Here is a 22,286-nt window from a genome sequence, read left to right as displayed (position 1 = left end):
TTAGGATATATACTGTTAATGACAGTATACTGTTGTTAACAGTATATGGTGCATGAAGTGCTATGTCAATTTTAAAATGTGCGAATTTCGAGGATACTATTTTCTAACTATTAATGTTGATAAACTACCAATGCGAAGGGGTTGTACATCAAAAAATACAAAAAAAGACACTCTCAAGAGTGCCTCTTATTAGCAGCCGAATCCGCCGCCCCAACAGCTAGCGCCAACGATGATTAATAAGATAAAGAGTACAACAAGTAAAGCGAATCCGCCGCCGAAACCGCAGCCTCCACCACAACTACCGCCATAGCCCATATTAACTCCTCCTTCCATAAAGACCATTAATTAATGGATTTAATGTACTTTATGTTTTTACGGATAAACTTGAGCAGGTCCTTTTGAAAAATAAAAAGTGCTTAGATTTAATGAGAATTGACGACCTTATTTTTGTCACGGGTATTATGCTGATGACATATTGTATTTTATTCTGTGTATTGGGGGAAGGAGGATCTTTATGGCCAATTCTGAAATGATTTTACGATTACTTACGGATTTAAAGATTGAACAGCAAGCTTTAAAAGAACAGTTGGAAAAAATGCAAACAGCTGTGACTATTCTTGAAGAAAAATCAGTGATTATGGAAGAAAAACCAGCGACTATTGAAGAAAAACCAATGAATATTGAAGAAAAATCAGCTGCTGCAAAGCAAAGAGCTCATTCTGGACGCCCAACATCTTTTCGTGCTTGGAGAGCATCTTCGCAAAAAAATTCATAAAAGTATAAGAAAAGAAGACATCGATTACGATGTCTTCTTTTGCTTGTACAATCCAAATGAAGTTAAGAAGATATATCCATATTGCTTTAAAAATAAGAAGAAAATAACGATTGTCGACTCCTGTTTTAGTATAGCATGTAATAATAAATATTTTTATGTAATATTGCATATATATAGATTATATAATGTTTATTGTATATATTTTAGTTGTCTGTTATTTGTTTTAATTCATTTACTTATATTATTTTTTGAGTGCCCCAGTGATGGGGCCTTTTTTTATAATTGTGTTAAAGTAGAAACCTCTCAAGCATAAGAGAGGGGTTACATAACTAGGGAAATGGTTATTAGTGTTTAATGAGATGGAGTCCAGGATGTTGCTTCTGAATTTCTTCTAAATGAAGTACTACTTATTTTTAAACAGTTCCCCATAAATGATAAACCATGCCGATAACAAAAAAATGCTAGTCCTGCAAACAGAACGATTAAAGCAAGCATTCCGTTTTTATTATGTTCCATATAGTCAGCTCATTTTTTAGTTATATACAAAAAGCCTTTAGTCGTAATTATGGCTAAAGGATCGGATTCTCATACTTTTTAGTTTACAAAGAAAAGACACCCATATAAGAGTGTCTTTTCCGATAGTTTGTTTAGCCTTAGCAGAAGCAAGAAGCTCCAACGATGATTAATAAAATGAATAACACAACTAATAATGCAAATCCTCCAGCAAAACCGCAGCCTCCGCCGCAACTACCACCAAATCCCATAATAGTTCCTCCTTTAATAAGAGGGGAAAAACAAAGGGTCACTCGTGTTTTTTTAACGGATTCCATTTACTTTATGTTTTGACGTATAAACGTGAGCAGGTCCTTTTGAAAATAAAAAAAGACACCTTAAGGTGCCTTTATATAATTAATATTCGCTAGCGTAAAATTCTTTTATTAGTTTTATTTCATTTGTATCCGGGTCAAACTTAAATATTTTAATTTGATTGGATTCGTCTTTATAAGCAAATGTATTATCACCAACTTGGGTCATATTGCTAATGTTTAAGCTAGGATCACTACCATGGTCAGTGATATCCACAGTTTTCTCACGATCCCAAAATGCAATGACAAGGATTAAGATAATAAGGCATACACGTATGAACCGCAGTTCTCTTGCTACAGGATGCTCCATATGATAGTCTCCTTTTTCATTTGATAGATTTTGTGTACAAAAGAGATACTTCCTATGAGAATATAAATAAAAAAGACACTTCAAAGTGTCTTTTTTATTTGAGTTATGCGCATTGCTTAATAAGACGCTAGTTCCTCAAGTTAAATATGAGTAACTATGTAGGGTAGTTCTATTATAACATTTTAACCATTAATGGGTCTATATGGAATTTTATCGATAATTATGTTTGATTATTCAGAATGGTACATGTAGTGAGAAATATATATTACCTATAGTAATTGTAAAATATAATGATGTATATAACTAGTCTTGTAATGAATGTAAGCAACAGTTGATAAATAGATAGTATTGTTCTTTGTAAAAAAATATTCAATAATTTATCATTGCAACCGCTTACTCTTTGTGTATAATAAAGGTAAGTTAATAAGTAAAAGGATTGTTACTGTTCGGCAGGCAAAACCTAAATTGATCTAGAGGCTACGGGTGTAGTGTGGCTTTTGGAATCAGTTTAGGTTTTTTTATTACCTTTTGTGACTTTAAGAAGAAGAAGGCGGAACAATATGAGAATCCATAAAATCTTAAATAACAATGTTGTTTGTACGATGAAGGATACTGAGACAGAAGTTGTACTGATGGGCAGAGGTTTGGGATTTCAGAAAAAAGTAGGCGATACGATTGATGAATCTAAGGTAGAAAAGACTTTTGTGCTAGAAACAAGAGAATTATCAGAGAAACTTGCTAGGTTGCTAACTGAAATTCCTGTAGAAAATTTAGAGATTACAGAGAGAATTATTCAGTTTGCTAAGACAGCTTTGCCGGGGACTTTAAGTGATTATATTTATCTTACATTAACGGATCACTTAAGTTTTGCCTTAACTCGGCATAAAGAAGGAATGGATCTTAAAAATACTTTGCTTTGGGAGATTAAGAGGTTCTATCAGAAAGAGTTTGAAATTGGTCTACAAGCTTTGAACATAATTGAAGAAGAGACTGGGCTTAGACTTTCTGAAGATGAAGCAGGGTCAATTGCACTACATTTCGTTAATGCGCAGCAAGGAGAGCCGGCGATGCAACAAACGGTAGCGATGACGAAAATCGTCCAAGATATTTTAAATGTTGTAAAGTACCACTATAAGATGAACTTAGATGAAAGTTCATTTAATTATAGCCGGTTTGTAACGCATTTACGATATTTTGCGCAGCGTTTAATGCAGAAGGAATTGAACTCGGCTGATGATGATTTTTTATACGAGCAAGTGAAAAGTAAGTATGAAGAGGCATATTGTTGTACAGAAAAAATTGAAGCATACTTACGAAAAGCACATAATAGTCATCTTTCAAAAGATGAAAAGGTGTACTTGACGTTGCACATTCATCGTGTAACGAAACGCAACGAATTATGTAATTGAATAAACGGGATTGTTACTGTTTGGCAGGCAAAACCTAAATTGACTTGTAATGGAGTGATTCGTATGTATCACGCCGTTATGGTTAGTTTAGGTTTTTTCTTTTCTAAAAAATAACAAATGGGATGATTATAGGGAGGGAAAGTTACGATGAAGTATGAAAAATTAGCAAAAGATATACTGAAGAATGTTGGCGGGAGAGAAAATATACATAGCGTTGTACATTGTATAACTCGCTTGCGATTTCAGTTAAAGGATGAGGGGAAAGCAAATACAGAAGTACTGAAAAGTATGGAAGATGTTGTGACTGTTATGAAAAGCGGCGGACAATATCAAGTTGTAATTGGTAACCATGTATCTGACGTATACAAAGCAGTTATTGCTGCTGGAGGGTTTCAAGAAGCTGAGGAAGAAACTACGAGCGAGAAGAAAAAGAGTAGTCTTATAGATATTCTTTCTAGCATTTTCACTCCTATTTTAGGAGTGTTAGCTGCAACAGGGATGATTAAAGGATTTAATGCATTATTTGTAGCGTTAGGCTGGTTAAGTACACAGTCAGGAACGTATCAAATATTAAATGCAGTCGGCGATTCGTTATTTTATTTCTTCCCGATCTTCCTTGGATATACAGCAAGTAAGAAATTCGGGGGATCACCATTCATCGGTATGGCAATTGGAGGAGCTCTAGTTTATCCAGCTTTATTAGGTTTAAAAGCAAGTGAGCCATTATATACGTTATTTGCAGGGACGATGTTTGAATCACCAATTCATATTACGTTTTTAGGAATACCAGTTATTTTAATGAACTATGCATCATCCGTTATTCCAATTATTCTCGCTGCTTATTTTGGAGCGAAAGTAGAACAGTCTTTAAAGCAAGTTATTCCGGATGTTGTGAAAACATTTTTATTACCATTCTTCACATTATTAATCGTTGTACCAGTTACATTTCTCGTTATTGGCCCAATTGCGACATGGGCAGGGCAGTTTTTAGGGCAGGCGACGCTTTGGGTTTATCATGCAAGCCCATTAGTAGCGGGTGCTTTACTCGGTGCTTTCTGGCAAGTACTTGTCATATTTGGCCTTCATTGGGGCGTTGTTCCGATTGGCTATAACAATTTAGCGGTAAATGGTGTTGATCCGATATTAGCACTTATATTTGCTGCTTCATTTGCTCAAATTGGTGCTGTGCTTGGGGTTTGGGTGAAAACGAAAGACAAGAAATTAAAAACACTTAGTATTCCAGCTTTTATTTCAGGTATTTTCGGTGTTACAGAGCCGGCGATTTATGGGATTACACTTCCTCTTAAAAAGCCGTTTATTATGAGCTGTATTGCTGGAGGAATTGGCGGCGCAATACTTGGTGTATTTGGCACACAAGCTTATATGACAGGCGGACTTGGTATATTTACGCTTCCGACGTTTATTAGTCCGAAAGATGGGATTACAGCTGGATTTTGGGGAGCAATTGTTTCGCTGGTTGTTTCTTTAATGGTAGGTTTTATTCTGACTTACTTATTTGGTTTTACGAAAAAACAAACATCTACAGAAACAGCTGAAACAATTAATAAAATCGCTGCATCAAACGATGATGAAGTAATCTTTAGTCCTTTCTATGGCGCCGTTATGCCGCTTCAAAATATTGACGATGCTGCATTTGCATCAGGTGCGCTAGGTGAAGGAGTTGCGATTGAGCCTTCAGAAGGAAAGTTGTTTTCACCGGTTTCAGGTACGATTTCTGCGCTGTTCCCGACGAACCATGCGGTAGGAATTACGGCGGATTCAGGTGCTGAAATTTTAATCCATATTGGAATGGATACTGTGAAATTAAATGGCGAATTTTTCTCTTCTCATATTGAACAAGGAGCAAGAGTAGAAAAAGGGCAATTACTTATTGAGTTTAATATAGCTGAAATTCAAAAGGCGGGTTATATTGTGACAACACCAGTTGTTGTTACAAATTATGATAAATATAGTATCAAAAAAACGGAAATAGAAAAGATTCAAGCAGGAGATTCCTTACTAAAGTTAGGAGTTAAATAGTAGTTACATTTCATACAGGTTCAAACGAAGAAAGGTATTCTTTAAAACTTACAATGCCTTTCCTCGTTCATTCTTATATAAAGGAGTTTTTCTATATGTCTAAAGTTAATTTTCCAAAAGGATTTTTATGGGGTGGAGCAACTGCAGCCAATCAAGTTGAAGGCGCATATGTAGAAGACGGAAAAGGATTAACGACGGTTGATCTATTACCAACTGGTGAAAATCGTTGGGATATTATGAAAGGAAATATTCATTCTTTTACACCGGTAGAAGGGGAGTTTTATCCATCACATGAAGCGATTGATTTTTACCATCGTTATAAAGAAGATGTTGCGTTGTTTGCAGAAATGGGATTTAAAGCGTTACGTGTATCGATTGCGTGGACGCGTATTTTCCCAAGTGGTGAAGATGAAAAGCCAAATGAAGCAGGATTACAGTTTTATGATAATTTGTTTGATGAACTGTTAAAGCACGGTATTGAACCAGTTGTTACGATGGCTCACTTCGATGTACCTGTTCATTTAGTAGAAAAGTATGGAAGCTGGAGAAGTAGAAAGCTTGTAAACTTCTTCGAGACGTACGCAAAAACGATCTTTAATAGATATAAAGATAAAGTGAAATATTGGATGACGTTTAATGAAATTAATATGCTTTTACATTTACCTTTCATGGGAGCAGGTCTAGCGTTTAAAGAAGGGGATAACAAAAAACAAATTCAGTATCAAGCAGCGCATCACCAACTTGTCGCAAGTGCGTTAGCTGTAAAAGCATGTCATGAAATCATTCCAGATGCAAAAATCGGTTGTATGCTTGCTGCTGGTGCGACGTATCCGTACACATGTAATCCAGATGATGTACTTCGTGCAATGGAACAAGACCGTGAATCATTCTTCTTCATTGATGTACAAGCAAGAGGAGCATATCCTGGATACGCAAAACGCTTCTTTAAGGATAATAATGTAACAATTGAAATGGAAAAAGAAGATGAGGAAATTTTAAAAGAGCATACAGTTGATTATATTGGCTTTAGCTACTATTCAAGCCGAGCAACAAGTACAGATCCAGAAGTGTTAAAAAGCATAACGAGCGGAAATGTATTCGGTTCTGTTGAAAATCCATACCTTGAAAAATCAGAGTGGGGATGGACGATTGACTCGAAAGGCTTCCGTATTACAGCAAACCAACTGTACGATCGTTACCAAAAACCGTTATTTGTTGTTGAAAATGGTCTCGGTGCAATCGATCAATTAAATGGTGAAGAAGAAGTGAATGATGAATACCGTATTGATTACTTACAAAAACATATGATTGAAATGTCCGAAGCCATCCAAGATGGAGTAGATATTATCGGATATACAAGCTGGGGCCCAATTGACCTTGTAAGTGCTTCGACTGGAGAAATGAAAAAACGTTACGGATATATATACGTTGATAAAGATAATGAAGGAAAAGGTTCATTAAAAAGATCGAAGAAGAAAAGCTTCGATTGGTATAAGGAAGTAATTAAGACGAATGGTAAGAGTTTGGAGTCTTGAGTATGAAAGGGAGACATCTTAATTGATGTCTTCTTTTTTTCATTGTGAATAAAGTACGGAGCGATATTTCCCTTTACACGAACATAAAGGTATAATATAGTTTAGTTAAGTGAACTAAACTATTACAACGAAATAACAGCATGGAGGAAGAACGCTATGACTAAATCGTATAAAGAAGTAATTAATGAAATGAATCGAGCCTACACGGAACTTTACATTTTATTATTTCAAGATTTAAAGGATGAGTTCGGTCTTACTGGGCAGCAAGAGAGCATGCTATTTCATATTAATTTAAATGAAAACACGACAGCAAATAATATTGCGAGTACTTTTAATGTAACGAAAAGTGCTGTGAGCCAAGTTTTATCGAAATTGGAAAAGCAACAGATGATTTCGAAACAAGTGAATCCTAACAATAAACGGGAGTATTTCCTTACGATCGGTCCAAATGGTAGTAAATATATCAAAAGATTGTCTGAGTTAGATGATGTATTGATTGAGAAATATTTCTCGAAAATTGATATCGGAGCTTTGCAGCAAATGACTGATACGTTAACGAAAATAAATAAAGTGATATTGGAAGAAAAACAGAAGGAACTTGAGTCTAATGAGTAAGAAGCAAGTTGAAGCAATTAGTAGAAAGGAGGAGAAGCGTGTGATGAGTTACATACCAAATATGATTACGATAGCAAATTTTGTGTGTGGGCTGTTGGCTATTCACGCTGTTTTCGTTCACGATATGCATGGTGCAGTTATGTTCATTATTACAGGTATGGTATTTGATCTGTTTGATGGTATGGTCGCTCGGAAACTGGATGCTGTTTCGGAAATAGGCGGAGAGTTAGACTCATTTGCAGATTTAGTGACCTTCGGTGTGGCACCATCTATTCTTGCATATAGTGTCGCTTTAAAAGATTTGCAGTCTATCGGGATGATATGTGCGCTCGCTTATAGTATTTGCGGAATGCTGCGGCTTGCTAGATTTAATACACAACAAAGCAAACTCCCAACATTCATCGGAATGCCCATTCCATTTGCGGCAATGTGTCTCCTTATTTTATGCCTTCTAAACAACCCAGTTTCCGTGGCATTTGGCACATGCGTACTCGCTTATTTAATGGTGAGCAAAATCAAATTCCCCCATTTTAAAAAAGATATATCGGAAAGCTTGAAGTCCGAGAGATGGGATTGATAATACGAAAATATAATAAGAAAGATAAGGAGCAGAACATGATTCGTATGGCATTAAGATCATTCAACATACAAATATATTGTTTGCTAGGCGTGATGTTATTGGGATGGTTGCTGACACCTTTTCGAGCACAGTTTGTAGGGATAAGCATCGGCCTGTTAGTTAGTATGTACTGCGCCTGGATTTTAGGAAGGCGTATCGAAAAGTTCGGAAATAGCATCGTAAAAAAAGAAAAAGCACCAATGCTTGGCATGATGAATCGGTTTGCAGCCGCCATACTCGGCGCGATTATTATGTATGAAATTGAACACCATGAATTCATGTGGACATTTGCAGCTGGAATTATGGGTGGGTATTTCTTGATTATTATTAATTTGGGGTATTACAGTATGAGGGATGAGAAGGAATAAAGTGCTGTGTAAATAACTAATTTGGATGATTTGAATGCAAAAACCTAAAAACTTTCCTTTATAGAGAGCTTTTTATTACAAAGAAAAGACACCCATATAAGAGTGTCTTTTCCGATAGTTTTTTAGCAGAAGCAAGAAGCTCCAACAATGATTAATAAAATAAACAATACAACTAGTAAAGCAAAGCCGCCGCCACAACCACTACTACAACTACCACCAAATCCCATAATAGTTCCTCCTTTAATAAGAGGGGAAAACAAGGGGTCACTCATGTATTTTAATGGATTCAACGTACTTTATGTTTTTTACACAATAATTGAGCAGGTCCTTTTGAAAATAAAGAAAAGACACCCTAAGGTGCCTTTCTCCGACTTGAACCATCTTAATTTTAATAATATTGGACTCCCGTCCTAATATTATTTTACCATGTTAAGTTTTTTTTGAAAATGTTCCATATCGATAATTGCAATACACGTTTTAGTTTTGGAATTATGTATCTGTCTAAACGTTGAAATTAATAAAGGAACGATATACGTGAGGCTATTTATGAGTGATTACAATCATACGATTAAAAAGAACCCCATAAATGATAAACCATTCCACTAACAAAAAACACTAATCCTAAAAACAAAACAATTAAAGCAAGTACTCCATTTTGATTATGTTCCATAAAATTAGCTCCTTTTAGAATTATTTTTATATACAAAAAAGCCTTTAGTCGTAATTATGGCTAAAGACTTTGAGCATTATACTTTTTAGTTAATAAAATCTTATAAGAAGAATGTATAATGTTTTTTATCGAATTTGGAACTGAAAATGTACTAGCTTGATAATGAAGCCTGGCTATTAGAATTGAAAAATTTTAGTTTTATTATAATTAATAGAAATGAGAGTAGTGTGAATATAAATCCGCTCCAAATAAGCTGGTGAATACCTAAGTTTGAAATGAACCAGCCTCCAATAGTGGTTCCTAAAGTAATTCCGAGATTTGAGAATGAAACGAATAGACTGTTACCAAATTCAGGTGCTTCTTTAGCTTCACTTATTAACCATGTTTGACCAACAATTAATCCACCAGCATGTACGATTCCCCAAATGAATACGATAAAAATCATTGGAACAAGGTAGGAACCTAAATAATAAACCAATATGTAAACAATAGAATATAGAATAGGGAATGATATTACAGTGTTTATTATACTTTTTTGCAGAAGACCACCAAATAAATGATTACCTAAAATCATAACTATACCAAATATGAATAGCATGATACTGATGAGAGATCCATTCATGGAGGTTACTTTTGCAAGGTACTCAGCGAAGTAGCTGTATACGGAAAACATAGCTGCAAAAAGGAATGTGACGGTTAAAATATTTAACCATAATCCTGGTTTGCCGAGTATACGAATTTGTTTGCCGAAAGACATTTTTTCTTTAACAGGCATAGAAGGAAGTAGGAGTAGTATTCCAATGAATGCAAGAGTGTTAACGAATGCTCCGAATAAGAAAGCGATTTCGAGTGAAAATTGGTCTGCAAGGTAAGAGGTTAGTGGTACACCTAAAGCAAAGCCAACGGTAATTCCCATGAAAACTTTTGTAACTGCTTGACCGCTCTTTTCTGGAGGGACAAGTTTAGCAGCTGTTACAAGAGCGATTGAAAAGAAGAGTGGATGAAGCGCTGCCGGTAAAATACGAAAAACAAGCATGATTTCAAATTGTGTTGTATAAGCGTAGATTAAATTTGAAATAACAAATGTGAAAATTGCTGTTAATAAAATTATTTTGCGATTCATACTAGAGACGAGCAGAATTAAAAACGGACCAGAAATAGCAACAACTAGTGCAAATATACTTACTAAAAATCCAGCTTGTGTAGTTGAAATTCCGAATTTTTCAGTGATTTGTGGTAATACGCCGACAATACCCATCTCGGTAGTAATAATTCCGAACACACCTATTGCGAGTGTCAGAATAAGTAAAGGATTTACTTTTTTCATTTATAAAACTCTCCATTCGTATCAGTATTTTGAAAGTAAATTCATTAATAAAGAAGCATGATTGGATGCCAATAGTATCAGGAGTATGTAATTTGAAATACAATAACAGATATCTAAATAACTAGATATGATGTGCTAAAAAAATTTCTCCTTTCGATGTTTCTTGCTTTTACAGGCAGTGCAATTTATAAGAAGTCATTGGATACCTGTAAAAAAGCAGAATGAGTGAAAGCTAATAATCAAGTAGTATGCCGATTGATTATTAGCTTTCATTTTATAATTCGTTTTGTACGTATTCAGAAAACTCTCGTATTGTTTTTTCGTTTCGACGATAGTAGGTCCATTTTCCAATTCGGTCAGACTCTAGTAAGCCTGCTTTTTTCATAGTTAATAAATAACTAGAAATAACCGATTGAGCTAAGCCAGTTTTAAGCTGGATATCTCCTACACATACTCCAACTTGAAAGTTAAGGTCTTGTTCTAGATAAGGTTTTTCGTCGAAATGGTTTTCTGGATTTTTCAACCATAATAAAATTTGACATCTTGTTTCATTTGACAATGCTTTATAAATTAATAAAGGTTCCATAAGGATATTATATCTACTTTTATAGATTTGTAAATGGGTTTTAGTGATTTTAAGGGAAGAAGGTGCTCTTGATCTGTACCCTTTGTAAAGGACATTATAAAAAAATCGGTAACCTAAAAAAGATGATTTCTGTATGCAAACAGGAGTCATCTTCTTTACATTCTATTGATAGCAAGAGTGATTATAGTACGTCATATATTTCTTAATTTCATGTTGTAACTGAACAAACGATTCACATGATTTTATATATGCTTCATCGGTTAAAGTATTACGAGGATTACGTGCAAAATGATAAGGTTGTTAAGTTTAAGCATGTTGTTGCCTAGCTATCAATGGCGGATTCCTAAGAAGAGTAATAATAAAACCCAACATAAATTTTAATAAAAATTTTATATTTACCCCACTTTTTATTTTAAAAGTTTTTCCTATCCTATAAACAACAAAGTCATAGATGAAATTGTAAAGTTAGGGGATTCCACATGCATACAGGAGTTTTGATGAGTTATTTGTATACTTATTTTTTTACTATTATGTTTTGTATTGTGTTTCAAATTGGATTTTATTTTAAAGCGAAAAACAATATATCTATTCGGCATTTTCTATGGGTATATGTTTTTCTATTCTACCTTTCACTAGTATATGGAGTGACGCAGATCGCGACTGTATGGGATATAAGTAGATACGAAACGTGGATTCGTGTAAGTCAAATCAACTTGACTCTATTTGATACGGCAGGTAGTACGACGTATCTTTTGAACATTGTACTGTTTATGCCGTTAGGTTTTTTGTTACCAACTATTTGGCCGCAGTTTAGAAAAATGAAAAACACCGTATGTGCGGGATTCTTTTTTTCATTGGCAATTGAGTTAAATCAATTACTAAATAATAGAATTACAGATGTTGATGATTTATTTACGAATACCCTCGGGGCAATTGTTGGGTATGTATTATATAAAATATTATATACAGCGTTATTTAAATTGATATTGAAAAGAGAGGAAAAAAAGCTTGATACGAACTCTTCTTTAGTCATAAAATACGAAGCTGTTTTTTGTTTAGTGTGTTCATTTGTAGGTGCGATGTTCATTTATTATCCTGGAGACTTGTAAGCTACGACTTCGATTATAAAATGATTCTAGTATTTCTTCCAATCAGCACAAGATTCTCTCTATATGTTATTAAGCTATTCAGCAGATTGTAAGATTATCAGTAATCGTACTGGTGAGATTGAAATAAAGGCTGACAGTTTCTACCCAAGCTTTTCATTTATGTATGATGCGCAAGAATTATTTATTATTGGTGGAGAAGAGAAATGGTCTGATATCCACTATATAAAAAGTTTTTTTCATCTTGAGCAGATTACAGATGAGCTAATTATTGATGTAAGAAAATGAGAGATGAGTAACCCCTCAAGTATAGAACGATATACTTGAGGTTTTTTTATGTATGAAGAAGGAACTTATATCATATATTTTATTCGTCGTTCCATGTAAGTCATTCGGTTTATAAAAACAATGTGCTGAATAGATCATTAAAGAAGGCTTTTCTATTTTTCCCTAGAATGAACAGTAATGAATAATCTAATTCCTTAATGTAATAAGGAGGCAGTAAATTTGAACAGGAAAATTTGGTTTGTAGTTACTTGCTTTGCTTTTTTAGTAGCTAGTTATATTGTTGTCCAATATTTTATGATGGATGGATTTGAAACAGGGCTTGTAAAAGTAAAGCTTATGTTTGGATCTAAATTAAGTGTGTTCTGGTATATGATGCTATTTACACATATTACAACTAGTATAGTAGCATTAGTAATTGGCCCGTTTACATTATCCACTAAATTTAGAGAAAGGAATATCAACCGTCATCGAATAATTGGAAGAATCTATATGGTTGGTATATTATTAGGAGGCGTTTCTGGACTATATCTAGCCTTTTATGCTACGGGAGGCTTGGTAGCGAAGCTAGGTTTCGGTTTGTTATCTGTATTTTGGCTAACATCAGCATATCAAGCGTTAAATAGAGTTAAGAATAAAGAAATTAAAGAGCATCGGAATTGGATGATTAGAAATTATTCTTTAACCTTTGGAGCAGTTACATTAAGAATTTGGCTACCGTTGTTTATCGTTCTATTTGGAATAGAGCGGTTTGAACTTAGTTACGCTATTATTGCTTGGTTAGCGTGGGTACCCAATTTAATTGTTGCAGAATTATTCATAAGAAAAAGACTTAATAAAGGAAAGTACCAGGGAAATGAGGATTTACATTTTTGATGTGAATTTGCTGTAATATTGAGGGCAGAATTCTTTAGTAATTGAATTTTTTAATAGCTGGCTTTCGTTTGTAGATTCAAAAATTCGCTGATTTTATTGAATAAATAGAAAATACTTTCTTTTTCCGTCTATATAATTTAGTATCAATAAGGGCACCAAAAAAATAGATAGAGGTGCTAGAATGTACGGTATTATTAATTATGAAGTGTTTTTACTAACAGGAATTTTATTGAATTTAATTCCTGGTGCAGACACCATGTATATTGTGGGAAGAAGTATTTCACAAGGTAGAAAAGCAGGTGTGTATTCTGTTTTTGGTATTATTACTGGTTCTTTAGTTCATACGTTGTTGGTTGCTTTTGGTTTATCTATTATACTTACAAAATCCATTGTGCTATTTAACACTATTAAGGTTATAGGTGTTATCTATCTTGTATATTTAGGGATTAAAATGATACTTGATAAGACAAATGTAGCTTTCCAGGCCTCATCCAATAAATTGAACATTAGAAAGATATATGTACAAGGACTTTTAACAAGTCTGACGAATCCAAAAGTCTCTTTATTCTTTATTGCGTTTCTTCCGCAATTTATAGATACAAAGGCTTCAGGTCCTATGCCTTTTATCATTTTAGGACTTACTTTTACAGTAACCGGACTATTATGGTGTTTATTTGTTGCTTATTTCTCTTCATATGTTACAAAAAAATTAAGAGGAAACCAAAAGGTAGGAATGATTCTAAATAAGATAACAGGACTGATTTTTATTGGTATGGGGTTAAAGTTGCTTCAAACAAAAGCTCCTCAATAAACCTGAATAACATAAAAATGCCCCCTTTCAAGAGATGTAATCTTAGGTTTAGGCTAATTTCTATATACTAAAAAGTCCCTTTAACCTTGAAGGGACTTTTTGCTTGTTATTTTGAGTTATTTAAAAATGTATTTCAAGAAACAACCTATACTTTAATTGTATTACCAACTAGCAGTTTCCGTACTTTCCTTCAACCACTTCACCCAATCCAAATCCTCCACCTTAAGCAAACTAAGCGAAACACCTTTCATATCTAAAGAAGTTAGAAGGGTACCAACTTTCACGAACTCCACATGTAAGCCTTCCAACTCACATAAACGGCGAATATCATTTGCGAAAATGTATTGTTCCATTAATGGAGTTGCGCCTAATCCGTTAATGAGAATGGCGAAGTTGTCGCCTTTTCTCCAGCGATAAATGCTTTTTAGTTTGTTCATTAGTTCGATCGCTAATATTTCAGAAGAGGATAGTGCTTCTTTACGGTAACCTTTTTCGCCATGGATACCAACGCCATAAAAAACTTCATCTTCGTTTAATGAAAATGAAGCTTTTCCTTTCACTGGATTGTTTGCAGGTGAAAGGGCGACTCCTAATGTGTGTAAGTTTTCGGTGATAGAACGGCCAAGTGTTGTTAATTCGTCTAAAGAGTGACCTGCAAGAGCGGCCGCACCAAGTATTTTTTGAACGAAAACAGTACCAGCGACGCCGCGTCTTCTTTTATTAAACGAAGCATCATCTTCAATTGAAACGTCGTCATTTACGATGATGTGGTCAATGTGTCTTCCTTCTTCTTTTGCAATTTGCTTCGCCGCTAAAAAGTTTTCAACGTCATCTTTAAAGTTTTTAATGATGAATAAAATACTTTTATCTTTTGGCATGAGACGGGTTGCCGCAATAATTTGTTCCACTGTAGGCGGAGTGAAAATACTGCCGTTTACGGCCGCCGTCAGCATACCTTTTCCTACATAACCAATATCAGCAGGTTCATGTCCGCTACCACCACCGCTTATAATAGCGACGTCTTGCTTCAGTTTGTCGATATCTTTTACATAAATGATGTTGTTTGTTTCGTCGTAATTTACTTTGTCGTTATGTTCAAAATAAAAGCCGTGCATCATATCTTGAACGATATGTTGTACATCATTCATAATCTTTTTCATTGCTTTTGCCACCCTTTAATTACTTTGCTGATTGCTCCAGTAATAGTAGTAATTGATTGTTGATCATATTTTTCATGAGAGAAGACATAATGGAAGGATCTACTTCGCATTTGCTTTCAATCCAATCCTTTATCGTTCCAACGAAGCCGTGACTATAAAAGGAGGCAATCGTATTTTTTGTCTCGTTAGAAAGGCTGAATCCACAGCTCACGGATAGTTCATCAATAATCTTCATATATAAGTTTTTCGTATGCTCAAATAAATAGTGATTAAACGAGTTTTGTTCAATGACTTTAAAAGCATTTCGGTAAAATTTTTGATTTTCATAAAAGTAATCAAATAATAAATCGAAAATGTTTTCCCACGTTTCATAGTCGAGAAAGTCGATAATGTTTTCTTTCGTTTCTTCTCTATAAATCCAGCTTAATAGTTCAAATTTATCTTTAAAATGATAATAAAAAGTTTGTCTACGCATTTGACAGTGTAACATAATATCGCTTACTGATATTTTATGAAACGACTCTGTTTCCATTAAATATTTCAATGAGTTCGCGATTATCTTTTTAGAAATTATAGAAGAGGTCATCTGAATCATCCCTAGAATGTTAGTAATATGAAAATCCTACCTACAAATGAGAGCGGTGTCTTTAGACAGATTGTCCATTTTGTCCGTTTACTATAAAACGCTTTCATTTTAACATGAGTAGTAAGAAGAAGATTTCAAATATATCACAATATATTAAAGGAATTGAGGGAGAAGCACAATGAAAAAGATTATAAACAAACCAGAAACATTAGTAATGGAAATGTGCAACGGAATGGTTATGGCTCACCCAGAGCTTGAGCTTTTGAAAAAATATAAAGTCATTAAGAAGAAAGAAATGAACGAAAATAAAGTAACGTTAATAAGTGGCGGCGGTAGTGGTCATGAGCCAGCGCATGCAGGACTAGTCGGAAAAGGAATGTTAGATGCGGCGGTGTGTGGAGATGTGTTTGCTTCTCCTTCACAAATTCAGGTATATCAAGCAATTAAAGAAACAGCGAGTAAAAAAGGTACGTTATTAATCATTAAAAATTACAGCGGCGATATTATGAATTTCAAAAACGGAGCGCATTTAGCGACGGAAGATGGAATTGAAGTTGACTACGTAAAAGTAGACGATGATATTGCAGTAGAGGATAGTTTGTATACAGTAGGACGCCGCGGCGTTGCGGGTGTTATTCTCGTTCATAAAATTGCCGGTGCAGCAGCGGAAGCAGGTATGGATTTAGGAGCGGTGAAAGCTGTCGCGGAAAAAGCAGCGGCTAACGTGCGCACAATTGGTTTAGCGTTAACGTCTTGTACAGTTCCAGCGAGCGGATCACCTACTTTCACACTTGCGGAAGATGAAATGGAATACGGCGTAGGTATTCACGGCGAGCCAGGAATTAAACGTGAGAAAATGTTGTCAGCAGATGAATTAGCTAACCGTATGACAAACGATCTAATGAAAGATTTAGGAGTAAAAGATGGCGAAGAAATTGCGCTGCTAGTTAACGGTTTTGGCGGAACACCACTGCAAGAACTTTACTTATTTAATAACGCCGTGACGCGAGAATTAGCTGCTAGAAACATTAAAATTAATAGAGTATTCGTTGGTAATTATATGACGAGTATCGATATGGCTGGTATGTCTTTAACTGTAATGAAATTAGATGACGAGCTAAAAACATTACTATCGAAAGAATGTAACACACCTGCGTTTAAAGTAGATGGACTAGTTGAAAGTATTGAGTACGTGAATGTGCTTGAAGATGTAGAAGAGAAGGAAGTTTCCTTTGAAATAGAAACGGCGGAAGAGCACGCTGTTATAAAAGATAATGTTATTACATTAAACAACATGATTTATCTCGTTGATAAAATGAGTGATATTATTATTAAAAATGAAGTACCGTTCTGTGAGTTAGATACGCATGCTGGTGACGGCGATTTCGGAATGAGTGTCGCAAAAGGATTTAAGCAATTAAAACGTGAGTGGCATTCTATTGTAGATCAAGAGAACGTAACGATCGGATCATTCCTTGACGGTTGCTCGATGATTATTATGGAACATTGCGGAGGCGCATCTGGTCCAATTTGGGGCGGCGCATTCCGCGCAGCTAGTAAAGCAGCAGGCGAGAAGCGTGAGTTAACAGTGAAAGAATTCGCTGAAGTATTGCAAGCAGCACTTGACGGCATACAATCTATCGGTGAAAGATCGTTCGGTAGAGGAGCAGTAGTTGGTGACAAAACACTTGTTGACGCACTTGCTCCATGTGTAGACTCTTGGTTAGCTAGCGCTTCAAACGAAGAAGACATGAAAACTGCCTTCGAAAAAGGAGCAGAAGCAGCGGTTAAAGGAGCAGAGTATACGAAAGAAATCGTAGCTCGCATGGGCCGCGCCGGTACAGTTGGTGAAAGAAGCTTAGGCTATCCAGATGCAGGTGCACATGCACTTGGAGTTATCTTTACGGAGATTGCGGGTAGTTTGAAATAGGAATGAGAAGATCCCCTCTGCCTTGTGGTGGAGGGGACTTTTTTATAGGTGAAGCATATATAATTTCTCTAGTTGTCTTTTCTGTAAAAATATAGATTTTTACAGAGGTAACGTGAGTTCATATAGACATGAAATTCGGGTTGGTTAATTACGCTTTTAAAAAACTACCTAATCGACAGAAATCGTTTCAAAATTATGGATAGAGCTTTATAAAGTGCTTTGAAAGGGATGAAAAGATTATTCCATAAGATGTATTTTTGAAAGTAGTTCGGTTATTTTCTACTTGTGTTATTCCGTTACAATAAAACTAGCTGTTAAGAAATTTATAATTTTTGCACCAGAACCAGATATCAAGCTTATATTACGGTATATTGTTCACGATACTGTTTAGGGGTCATGTTAGTATATTTTTTGAAAACCTTTGTAAAATAACTTTGGTCATTAAAGTTAAGCCAAGCACAAACATCTGATAATGGAGATGTAGTGAGTGTTAATAATTTTTTGGCTTCCTCTATTCGTTCCTTTTGAATATATTCACTTAAAGGAATCCCCATTTCTTTTTTAAATAATTTAGATAAATAAGTAGGAGTAATATCCAAATGATTAGCGAGTTCATTGAGAGATAACTCATCGTAAGCATTTTTACTAATATGATTTAAACATTTAATAATTGTATTTGAATACTTTTGGGCATTGTATTCTTTCACACGATCTGCAAAAGTACGTAAAGCATCTCCAGACAATCGCTTTACAGAGTCCACGTTATCTAGTTGTTCCATGGTTTGTATATACAAAAGGTTAAGAGAAAAAGCAATATCTGATGGAAGGTTACCAGCTATTGCATATTGAGTAGCTAGAGTAATCGCAATAATTCCAAGAATTTTTTGGTTTCTGAGTGAATCCTCTGTTAAAACAAATCCACTATCTTCTTGTGGAAATGCATACATATATTGTAATAATTCTTTTTTATTTCCTTGTTTAATTGTTGAAAAATATTTATGTACAAATTCCGTGACATGATTTTCAGGATTACTTTGTTTGCGTTTTAAAATATATAAATCAGGTTTTACAATTTTATATGGAACTTCCTCTAGTAATTTATTTTTTTCTAAAACAATACCCCTATCTAACTTTTCATTGAAAATCATGTAATGTAATAACATTCCCATATCAATTAAAGTAGTTTTTGTAATCTTAGGTAGGTGCTGAAAATAGGCTATTCCTTCTTGAATCTTATCATTTGAGTTAAACTCATTTTGAAGTTTAATGGCTATATCACTCGATGTCTGTGGATATTTAGTGGGACCGATTATAATAGTTCCTTTTATATAATCATGATTTTCTATATGAATTAGGACGAAGTTTTCAAGGTAACTGTTACTCCTGAAAAGTGGTAAGTTGTAGGGATCATTTTCTTGATAGATCTCACTAAGATGTTCTTCTTTAGAAGAATAAAAAGGACTACAAACATCATTATGAATAGAATGATATAAAATTTTTTTGTCTGTACATAAAATGTGAACAGGTACATTAAAAGTGTTATGTACGAGATCACACAAGTATTGTATGTCGATGGAATTATTCATTGTTTTCTCCTTTTAATTAGATTAAATGATGAACTTTCATATAGTTACTGTATAGATTCATAAGTTAATTTTGGTAAGGTACAATTCAAGACAAAATAATATCATAAAAGAACTAAATATTACAATTCGCGACAAAATTTTACCATATTTTTTTATGGAAATCATATATTGTTTATTTAAGAATTAGTATTTAGATATTGAGAGAGGAGGCAGATTAAAGATACTAATTATTAAATTTTTCTTGTCTAGAAATAAAAAAATACTTTAGTTTTAGTAACCAAGGAAAATTAATTTGTATTATATTTCTGAAGTGAAGAGGGGAGAGATGTTACATAGTAATTTAATTACCCATAAAACGGTATGGATTTGAAAAAAAATCTTAGGATTATTTCTAAACTTCATATTAGTTTTTAGCGGTATATTGGGTTCTGTTGCAAAACTTTGAAGTATATGAAACTGATGGAGGAACGAGGATTATTCCTGGCTCATAAATAGATACATCAATATGGCTGGAGTTTGATAAACAAAGTTCGACGTCATCTTAAACAAATAGCTCATGGAGAGTGAACGAAACCATATATAAAGTAAAAGGACAATGGATGATCGTACCATTGATTCTGAAGGAAACACGATTGGTTTTTATTTGAATAAATCTAGAAATCATAAGGTTGCAAAGCGATTCTTCAAGAAATCCTTGCGGTCTTTTCATGTCTCAAAACCTCGTATCATCATGGTTGATAAGAACCCCGTTTATCCAATTGCGATCAAACAGTTGAAGAGAGAAGAAGTTGATTTGCAGGACTAGTCTGTCCAAAATCAGGGTATTTGTATCAACTAACTGTTTGGATTAACTGCTTAACAGGTGATTCCTCTTGGTTTATCATTTTTTACACCAGAACCCTTTTAAGATGCAAAGACATTGAGAACTATGGGAGAGGTAAAGAAGACTTCCATAGTTGAAAGTGTTGCTCTATCTAAGCAATAGAACGATTCAAAAAGAGAAGGTAGTATTTATTGTGAATTAGGCAATGCATCTTAATAACATAGAATAATTGTTATACCGGTACAGGATGTACCTATATTAAAAATTCACAGGAGTGAACGTATGAATTCAAAAAGAATAATTTCAATTTTTTCGATTATAATGATTTTTATGTTTACTATAGGTCAGAGCTTACTGCCTATAGTAGCAAATGCACAAGAGTTAAATACAGCGGGACTTGTGGATAATTTTACGATAGGTAAAACAAATTTACAGACCGGAGAATCAACAAATGTATCTGTAAACTTCAGTGAAAAAAATGGAGTTAGGTTGAAGCCAGGAGACACACTTACATTAACACTGCCTCCAGAATTAGAAGGATTTAAGGGAACGATTCAGTTAAAGGATTACGGTATTTGTAAAGTAAATCAAGGTACTGTAGTATGCACATTTAATGATAAGGTCACTGGATATAAAGATATTCAAGGTTATTTAAACTTTAACGTGACAGCTACTGGTGTAGGAACTGATCAAAAGAAAGAAATTGATACAAATCTTGGTACAAATGTAGAGAAGCAACATGTAACAATTACAGGCCCAAAAGGTGGCGGTAGTACAGGGGAGAAACCATTTTTTTATAAAGCTGGTGACATGCGCGGTAATGAGGGCGAAGTACGCTGGTTCTTGAATATAAATAACGATAAAAAAGAGTTAAGTCGTGATATTGTCGTGACTGATAAATTACAAGAAGGTCAAATTTTTAATGAAAATAGTTTCTATATAACGGTTGATGATTATCTAGGTAAGCAAAGATTAGCGCCGCAACAATTGGAAAGTAAAGGTTATGGAAAGGTTACCTTTAATGACGATAACTCATTTAAAATTGTGCTTAATCAGAGTCGAGCACGTCTTGCCGCTTTTGTAGTTGAATATACATCTACTATAACGGAAGCAGGAATGTCTCAAGAGGACTTTAAGAATGATTATACGATCGATTATCAAATTTTACACAAAGACCCAGTGTTTGAATCGGGCACTGCCAAAACTCAAAATATGTCAGCTAGTGGTGGTATTAATGGCGTTCAAGTTCCAAAAGGAAAGCTAAGGATTTTTAAACATATCGAAGGAAATAAAGAAAAGGCAATTCCAAATGTTTCGTTTAAGTTGTATAAAGAATCGGGGGAACAAGTTGGTGGCGAATATAAAACAAATGAAAAAGGGTTAGTTCAAACTGAGCAATTACCACCAGGTAAATATTATGTTCAAGAAGTTTCAGCCCCAGATTATATTGATTTCGACCCTAAGAAAAAAGTAGAGTTTGAAATAAAATCAGATGCTGAAAATGGGATTGAGTTGCCGATTTCCAACAACGTGAAAACCACATTTGTTTCAGGAACGAAGATTTGGAATGACAACAATAACAAGTTTGGCAAACGCCCAGAAAGCATCAAGGTACAATTGCTTCAAAATGGAACGGAATTTAAAACAGAAGAAGTAAAAGCAGATAAAGAAGGTAATTGGAACTTCAGCTTCAAAGATCTACCGAAGTATGATGGACAAGGAAACGAAATTAAATACACAGTAAGTGAAGTAAAAGTTGACGGCTATGAGACAAAAGTAGAAGGAACAACAATCACGAACACGTACAAAAATACAGAAACAACAGAAGTAAATGGTAAGAAAGTATGGGAAGACTACGACAATAAATTTAACACGCGTCCAGGAAGCATCACGGTTCAACTGCTTCAAAATGGAAAAGAGTTTAAAACGCAAGAAGTGAAAGCAGATGAAAAAGGCAATTGGACATTTAGCTTTAAGGATCTACCGAAGTACGATGGAAAAGG

At 34.5% G+C, this 22,286-nt stretch carries 22 protein-coding genes and 2 pseudogenes; 14 read left to right on the top strand and 10 right to left on the bottom strand.

Going from position 1 to position 22,286, the window contains the following annotated elements; all coding sequences use genetic code 11:
• Positions 1–189 precede the first annotated feature (189 nt).
• A complete protein-coding gene (locus MR113_RS22290) occupies positions 190–315 on the bottom strand; it encodes a YjcZ family sporulation protein (protein WP_000540377.1) in 126 nt (41 codons plus the stop codon).
• A 199-nt stretch (positions 316–514) separates the two neighbouring features.
• Between MR113_RS22290 and MR113_RS22285 the strand changes: the two genes are divergently transcribed.
• Entirely contained in the window at positions 515–775 is a 261-nt protein-coding gene (locus MR113_RS22285) for a hypothetical protein (protein WP_242256901.1), read from the top strand.
• 653 nt (positions 776–1,428) lie between these two features.
• Here MR113_RS22285 and MR113_RS22280 read toward each other — a convergent pair.
• Positions 1,429–1,539, bottom strand: a complete 111-nt coding sequence (locus MR113_RS22280; protein ID WP_000505681.1) for a YjcZ family sporulation protein — start codon at positions 1,537–1,539, stop codon at positions 1,429–1,431.
• Between the two features lie 145 nt (positions 1,540–1,684).
• Positions 1,685–1,951 carry a YmzC family protein gene (locus MR113_RS22275; RefSeq protein ID WP_098884249.1) on the bottom strand — a complete coding sequence of 89 codons (267 nt, stop codon included), beginning with the start codon at positions 1,949–1,951 and terminating at the stop codon, positions 1,685–1,687.
• Positions 1,952–2,511: 560 nt separating this feature from the next.
• On the opposite strand from MR113_RS22275, the gene licT reads away from it, so the two are divergent.
• From licT to MR113_RS22245, 6 genes are all read left to right on the top strand, one after another.
• Entirely contained in the window at positions 2,512–3,360 is an 849-nt protein-coding gene (gene licT, locus MR113_RS22270) for a BglG family transcription antiterminator LicT (RefSeq protein WP_242256900.1), read from the top strand.
• A gap of 147 nt (positions 3,361–3,507) precedes the next feature.
• On the top strand, positions 3,508–5,400 hold the full coding sequence (locus MR113_RS22265) for a beta-glucoside-specific PTS transporter subunit IIABC (protein WP_242256899.1): 1,893 nt from the start codon (positions 3,508–3,510) through the stop codon (positions 5,398–5,400).
• Between the two features lie 95 nt (positions 5,401–5,495).
• A complete protein-coding gene (locus MR113_RS22260; RefSeq protein WP_242256898.1) occupies positions 5,496–6,935 on the top strand; it encodes a 6-phospho-beta-glucosidase in 1,440 nt (479 codons plus the stop codon).
• A gap of 156 nt (positions 6,936–7,091) precedes the next feature.
• Entirely contained in the window at positions 7,092–7,550 is a 459-nt protein-coding gene (locus tag MR113_RS22255; RefSeq protein WP_242256897.1) for a MarR family winged helix-turn-helix transcriptional regulator, read from the top strand.
• A complete protein-coding gene (gene pssA, locus MR113_RS22250; protein WP_242256903.1) occupies positions 7,543–8,127 on the top strand; it encodes a CDP-diacylglycerol--serine O-phosphatidyltransferase in 585 nt (194 codons plus the stop codon). The genes MR113_RS22255 and pssA overlap by 8 nt, the downstream gene beginning before the upstream one ends.
• Before the next feature lie 38 nt (positions 8,128–8,165).
• Entirely contained in the window at positions 8,166–8,537 is a 372-nt protein-coding gene (locus MR113_RS22245) for an ATP synthase subunit I (protein WP_242256902.1), read from the top strand.
• A gap of 122 nt (positions 8,538–8,659) precedes the next feature.
• Here the strand turns inward: MR113_RS22245 and MR113_RS22240 are convergent, their stop codons facing one another.
• From MR113_RS22240 to MR113_RS22225, 4 genes and pseudogenes are all read right to left on the bottom strand, one after another.
• Positions 8,660–8,764, bottom strand: coding sequence for a YjcZ family sporulation protein (locus MR113_RS22240; RefSeq protein ID WP_000505689.1), 105 nt, complete (start codon positions 8,762–8,764; stop codon positions 8,660–8,662).
• 594 nt (positions 8,765–9,358) lie between these two features.
• Positions 9,359–10,534 (bottom strand): MFS transporter, encoded by a 1,176-nt coding sequence (locus tag MR113_RS22235; RefSeq protein WP_242256896.1) that lies wholly within the window; start codon positions 10,532–10,534, stop codon positions 9,359–9,361.
• A gap of 274 nt (positions 10,535–10,808) precedes the next feature.
• Complete coding sequence (locus MR113_RS22230) at positions 10,809–11,120, bottom strand: ArsR/SmtB family transcription factor (protein WP_242256895.1); 312 nt, start codon at positions 11,118–11,120, stop codon at positions 10,809–10,811.
• Between the two features lie 162 nt (positions 11,121–11,282).
• Positions 11,283–11,384: pseudogene (locus tag MR113_RS22225) on the bottom strand (TetR family transcriptional regulator); the annotation flags it as partial.
• 215 nt (positions 11,385–11,599) lie between these two features.
• Between MR113_RS22225 and MR113_RS22220 the strand changes: the two are divergent.
• The 4 genes from MR113_RS22220 (at position 11,600) to MR113_RS22205 (ending at position 14,198) form a co-directional block, all read left to right on the top strand.
• Positions 11,600–12,229: a VanZ family protein gene (locus tag MR113_RS22220; RefSeq protein ID WP_242256894.1), complete on the top strand. Its 630-nt coding sequence runs from the start codon at positions 11,600–11,602 to the stop codon at positions 12,227–12,229.
• Between the two features lie 63 nt (positions 12,230–12,292).
• A complete protein-coding gene (locus tag MR113_RS22215; RefSeq protein ID WP_396022496.1) occupies positions 12,293–12,514 on the top strand; it encodes a hypothetical protein in 222 nt (73 codons plus the stop codon).
• Positions 12,515–12,733: 219 nt separating this feature from the next.
• Positions 12,734–13,387 carry a DUF2306 domain-containing protein gene (locus MR113_RS22210; protein WP_242256893.1) on the top strand — a complete coding sequence of 218 codons (654 nt, stop codon included), beginning with the start codon at positions 12,734–12,736 and terminating at the stop codon, positions 13,385–13,387.
• 181 nt (positions 13,388–13,568) lie between these two features.
• Positions 13,569–14,198 carry a LysE family translocator gene (locus MR113_RS22205; protein WP_042513157.1) on the top strand — a complete coding sequence of 210 codons (630 nt, stop codon included), beginning with the start codon at positions 13,569–13,571 and terminating at the stop codon, positions 14,196–14,198.
• A gap of 161 nt (positions 14,199–14,359) precedes the next feature.
• On the opposite strand, the gene dhaQ is transcribed toward MR113_RS22205, so the two are convergent.
• Together dhaQ and dhaS are read right to left on the bottom strand one after the other, a co-directional pair.
• Positions 14,360–15,358 carry a DhaKLM operon coactivator DhaQ gene (gene dhaQ, locus MR113_RS22200; protein ID WP_242256892.1) on the bottom strand — a complete coding sequence of 333 codons (999 nt, stop codon included), beginning with the start codon at positions 15,356–15,358 and terminating at the stop codon, positions 14,360–14,362.
• 19 nt (positions 15,359–15,377) lie between these two features.
• Complete coding sequence (dhaS, locus tag MR113_RS22195) at positions 15,378–15,944, bottom strand: dihydroxyacetone kinase transcriptional activator DhaS (RefSeq protein ID WP_000204226.1); 567 nt, start codon at positions 15,942–15,944, stop codon at positions 15,378–15,380.
• Between the two features lie 178 nt (positions 15,945–16,122).
• On the opposite strand from dhaS, the gene dhaK reads away from it, so the two are divergent.
• Positions 16,123–17,874, top strand: a complete 1,752-nt coding sequence (gene dhaK / locus MR113_RS22190; protein ID WP_242256891.1) for a dihydroxyacetone kinase subunit DhaK — start codon at positions 16,123–16,125, stop codon at positions 17,872–17,874.
• Between the two features lie 356 nt (positions 17,875–18,230).
• Here the strand turns inward: dhaK and MR113_RS22185 are convergent, their stop codons facing one another.
• On the bottom strand, positions 18,231–19,460 hold the full coding sequence (locus tag MR113_RS22185; RefSeq protein ID WP_098884239.1) for a helix-turn-helix domain-containing protein: 1,230 nt from the start codon (positions 19,458–19,460) through the stop codon (positions 18,231–18,233).
• A 450-nt stretch (positions 19,461–19,910) separates the two neighbouring features.
• Between MR113_RS22185 and MR113_RS22180 the strand changes: the two are divergent.
• A pseudogene (locus MR113_RS22180) lies at positions 19,911–20,247 on the top strand (DDE-type integrase/transposase/recombinase); the annotation flags it as partial.
• A 318-nt stretch (positions 20,248–20,565) separates the two neighbouring features.
• Positions 20,566–22,286: Cna B-type domain-containing protein (locus MR113_RS22175; protein WP_242256890.1), on the top strand; the 1,721-nt coding region annotated here is incomplete at its 3' end.

It is taken from the genome of Bacillus cereus group sp. BfR-BA-01379, assembly GCF_022663605.1.
Taxonomy (GTDB): domain Bacteria; phylum Bacillota; class Bacilli; order Bacillales; family Bacillaceae_G; genus Bacillus_A; species Bacillus_A mobilis.
Note: the sequence above shows the minus strand (reverse complement) of the source record. Positions and strands in the feature narration are given on the sequence as shown.

Coding starts and splice junctions, on each gene's coding strand:
- MR113_RS22290 (WP_000540377.1), bottom strand. CDS start 315: ATGGGCTATGGCGGTAGTTGTGGTGGAGGCTGCGGTTTCGGCGGCGGA.
- MR113_RS22285 (WP_242256901.1), top strand. CDS start 515: ATGGCCAATTCTGAAATGATTTTACGATTACTTACGGATTTAAAGATT.
- MR113_RS22280 (WP_000505681.1), bottom strand. CDS start 1,539: ATGGGATTTGGTGGTAGTTGCGGCGGAGGCTGCGGTTTTGCTGGAGGA.
- MR113_RS22275 (WP_098884249.1), bottom strand. CDS start 1,951: ATGGAGCATCCTGTAGCAAGAGAACTGCGGTTCATACGTGTATGCCTT.
- licT (WP_242256900.1), top strand. CDS start 2,512: ATGAGAATCCATAAAATCTTAAATAACAATGTTGTTTGTACGATGAAG.
- MR113_RS22265 (WP_242256899.1), top strand. CDS start 3,508: ATGAAGTATGAAAAATTAGCAAAAGATATACTGAAGAATGTTGGCGGG.
- MR113_RS22260 (WP_242256898.1), top strand. CDS start 5,496: ATGTCTAAAGTTAATTTTCCAAAAGGATTTTTATGGGGTGGAGCAACT.
- MR113_RS22255 (WP_242256897.1), top strand. CDS start 7,092: ATGACTAAATCGTATAAAGAAGTAATTAATGAAATGAATCGAGCCTAC.
- pssA (WP_242256903.1), top strand. CDS start 7,543: ATGAGTAAGAAGCAAGTTGAAGCAATTAGTAGAAAGGAGGAGAAGCGT.
- MR113_RS22245 (WP_242256902.1), top strand. CDS start 8,166: ATGATTCGTATGGCATTAAGATCATTCAACATACAAATATATTGTTTG.
- MR113_RS22240 (WP_000505689.1), bottom strand. CDS start 8,764: ATGGGATTTGGTGGTAGTTGTAGTAGTGGTTGTGGCGGCGGCTTTGCT.
- MR113_RS22235 (WP_242256896.1), bottom strand. CDS start 10,534: ATGAAAAAAGTAAATCCTTTACTTATTCTGACACTCGCAATAGGTGTG.
- MR113_RS22230 (WP_242256895.1), bottom strand. CDS start 11,120: ATGGAACCTTTATTAATTTATAAAGCATTGTCAAATGAAACAAGATGT.
- MR113_RS22220 (WP_242256894.1), top strand. CDS start 11,600: ATGCATACAGGAGTTTTGATGAGTTATTTGTATACTTATTTTTTTACT.
- MR113_RS22215 (WP_396022496.1), top strand. CDS start 12,293: ATGTTATTAAGCTATTCAGCAGATTGTAAGATTATCAGTAATCGTACT.
- MR113_RS22205 (WP_042513157.1), top strand. CDS start 13,569: ATGTACGGTATTATTAATTATGAAGTGTTTTTACTAACAGGAATTTTA.
- dhaQ (WP_242256892.1), bottom strand. CDS start 15,358: ATGAAAAAGATTATGAATGATGTACAACATATCGTTCAAGATATGATG.
- dhaS (WP_000204226.1), bottom strand. CDS start 15,944: ATGACCTCTTCTATAATTTCTAAAAAGATAATCGCGAACTCATTGAAA.
- dhaK (WP_242256891.1), top strand. CDS start 16,123: ATGAAAAAGATTATAAACAAACCAGAAACATTAGTAATGGAAATGTGC.
- MR113_RS22185 (WP_098884239.1), bottom strand. CDS start 19,460: ATGAATAATTCCATCGACATACAATACTTGTGTGATCTCGTACATAAC.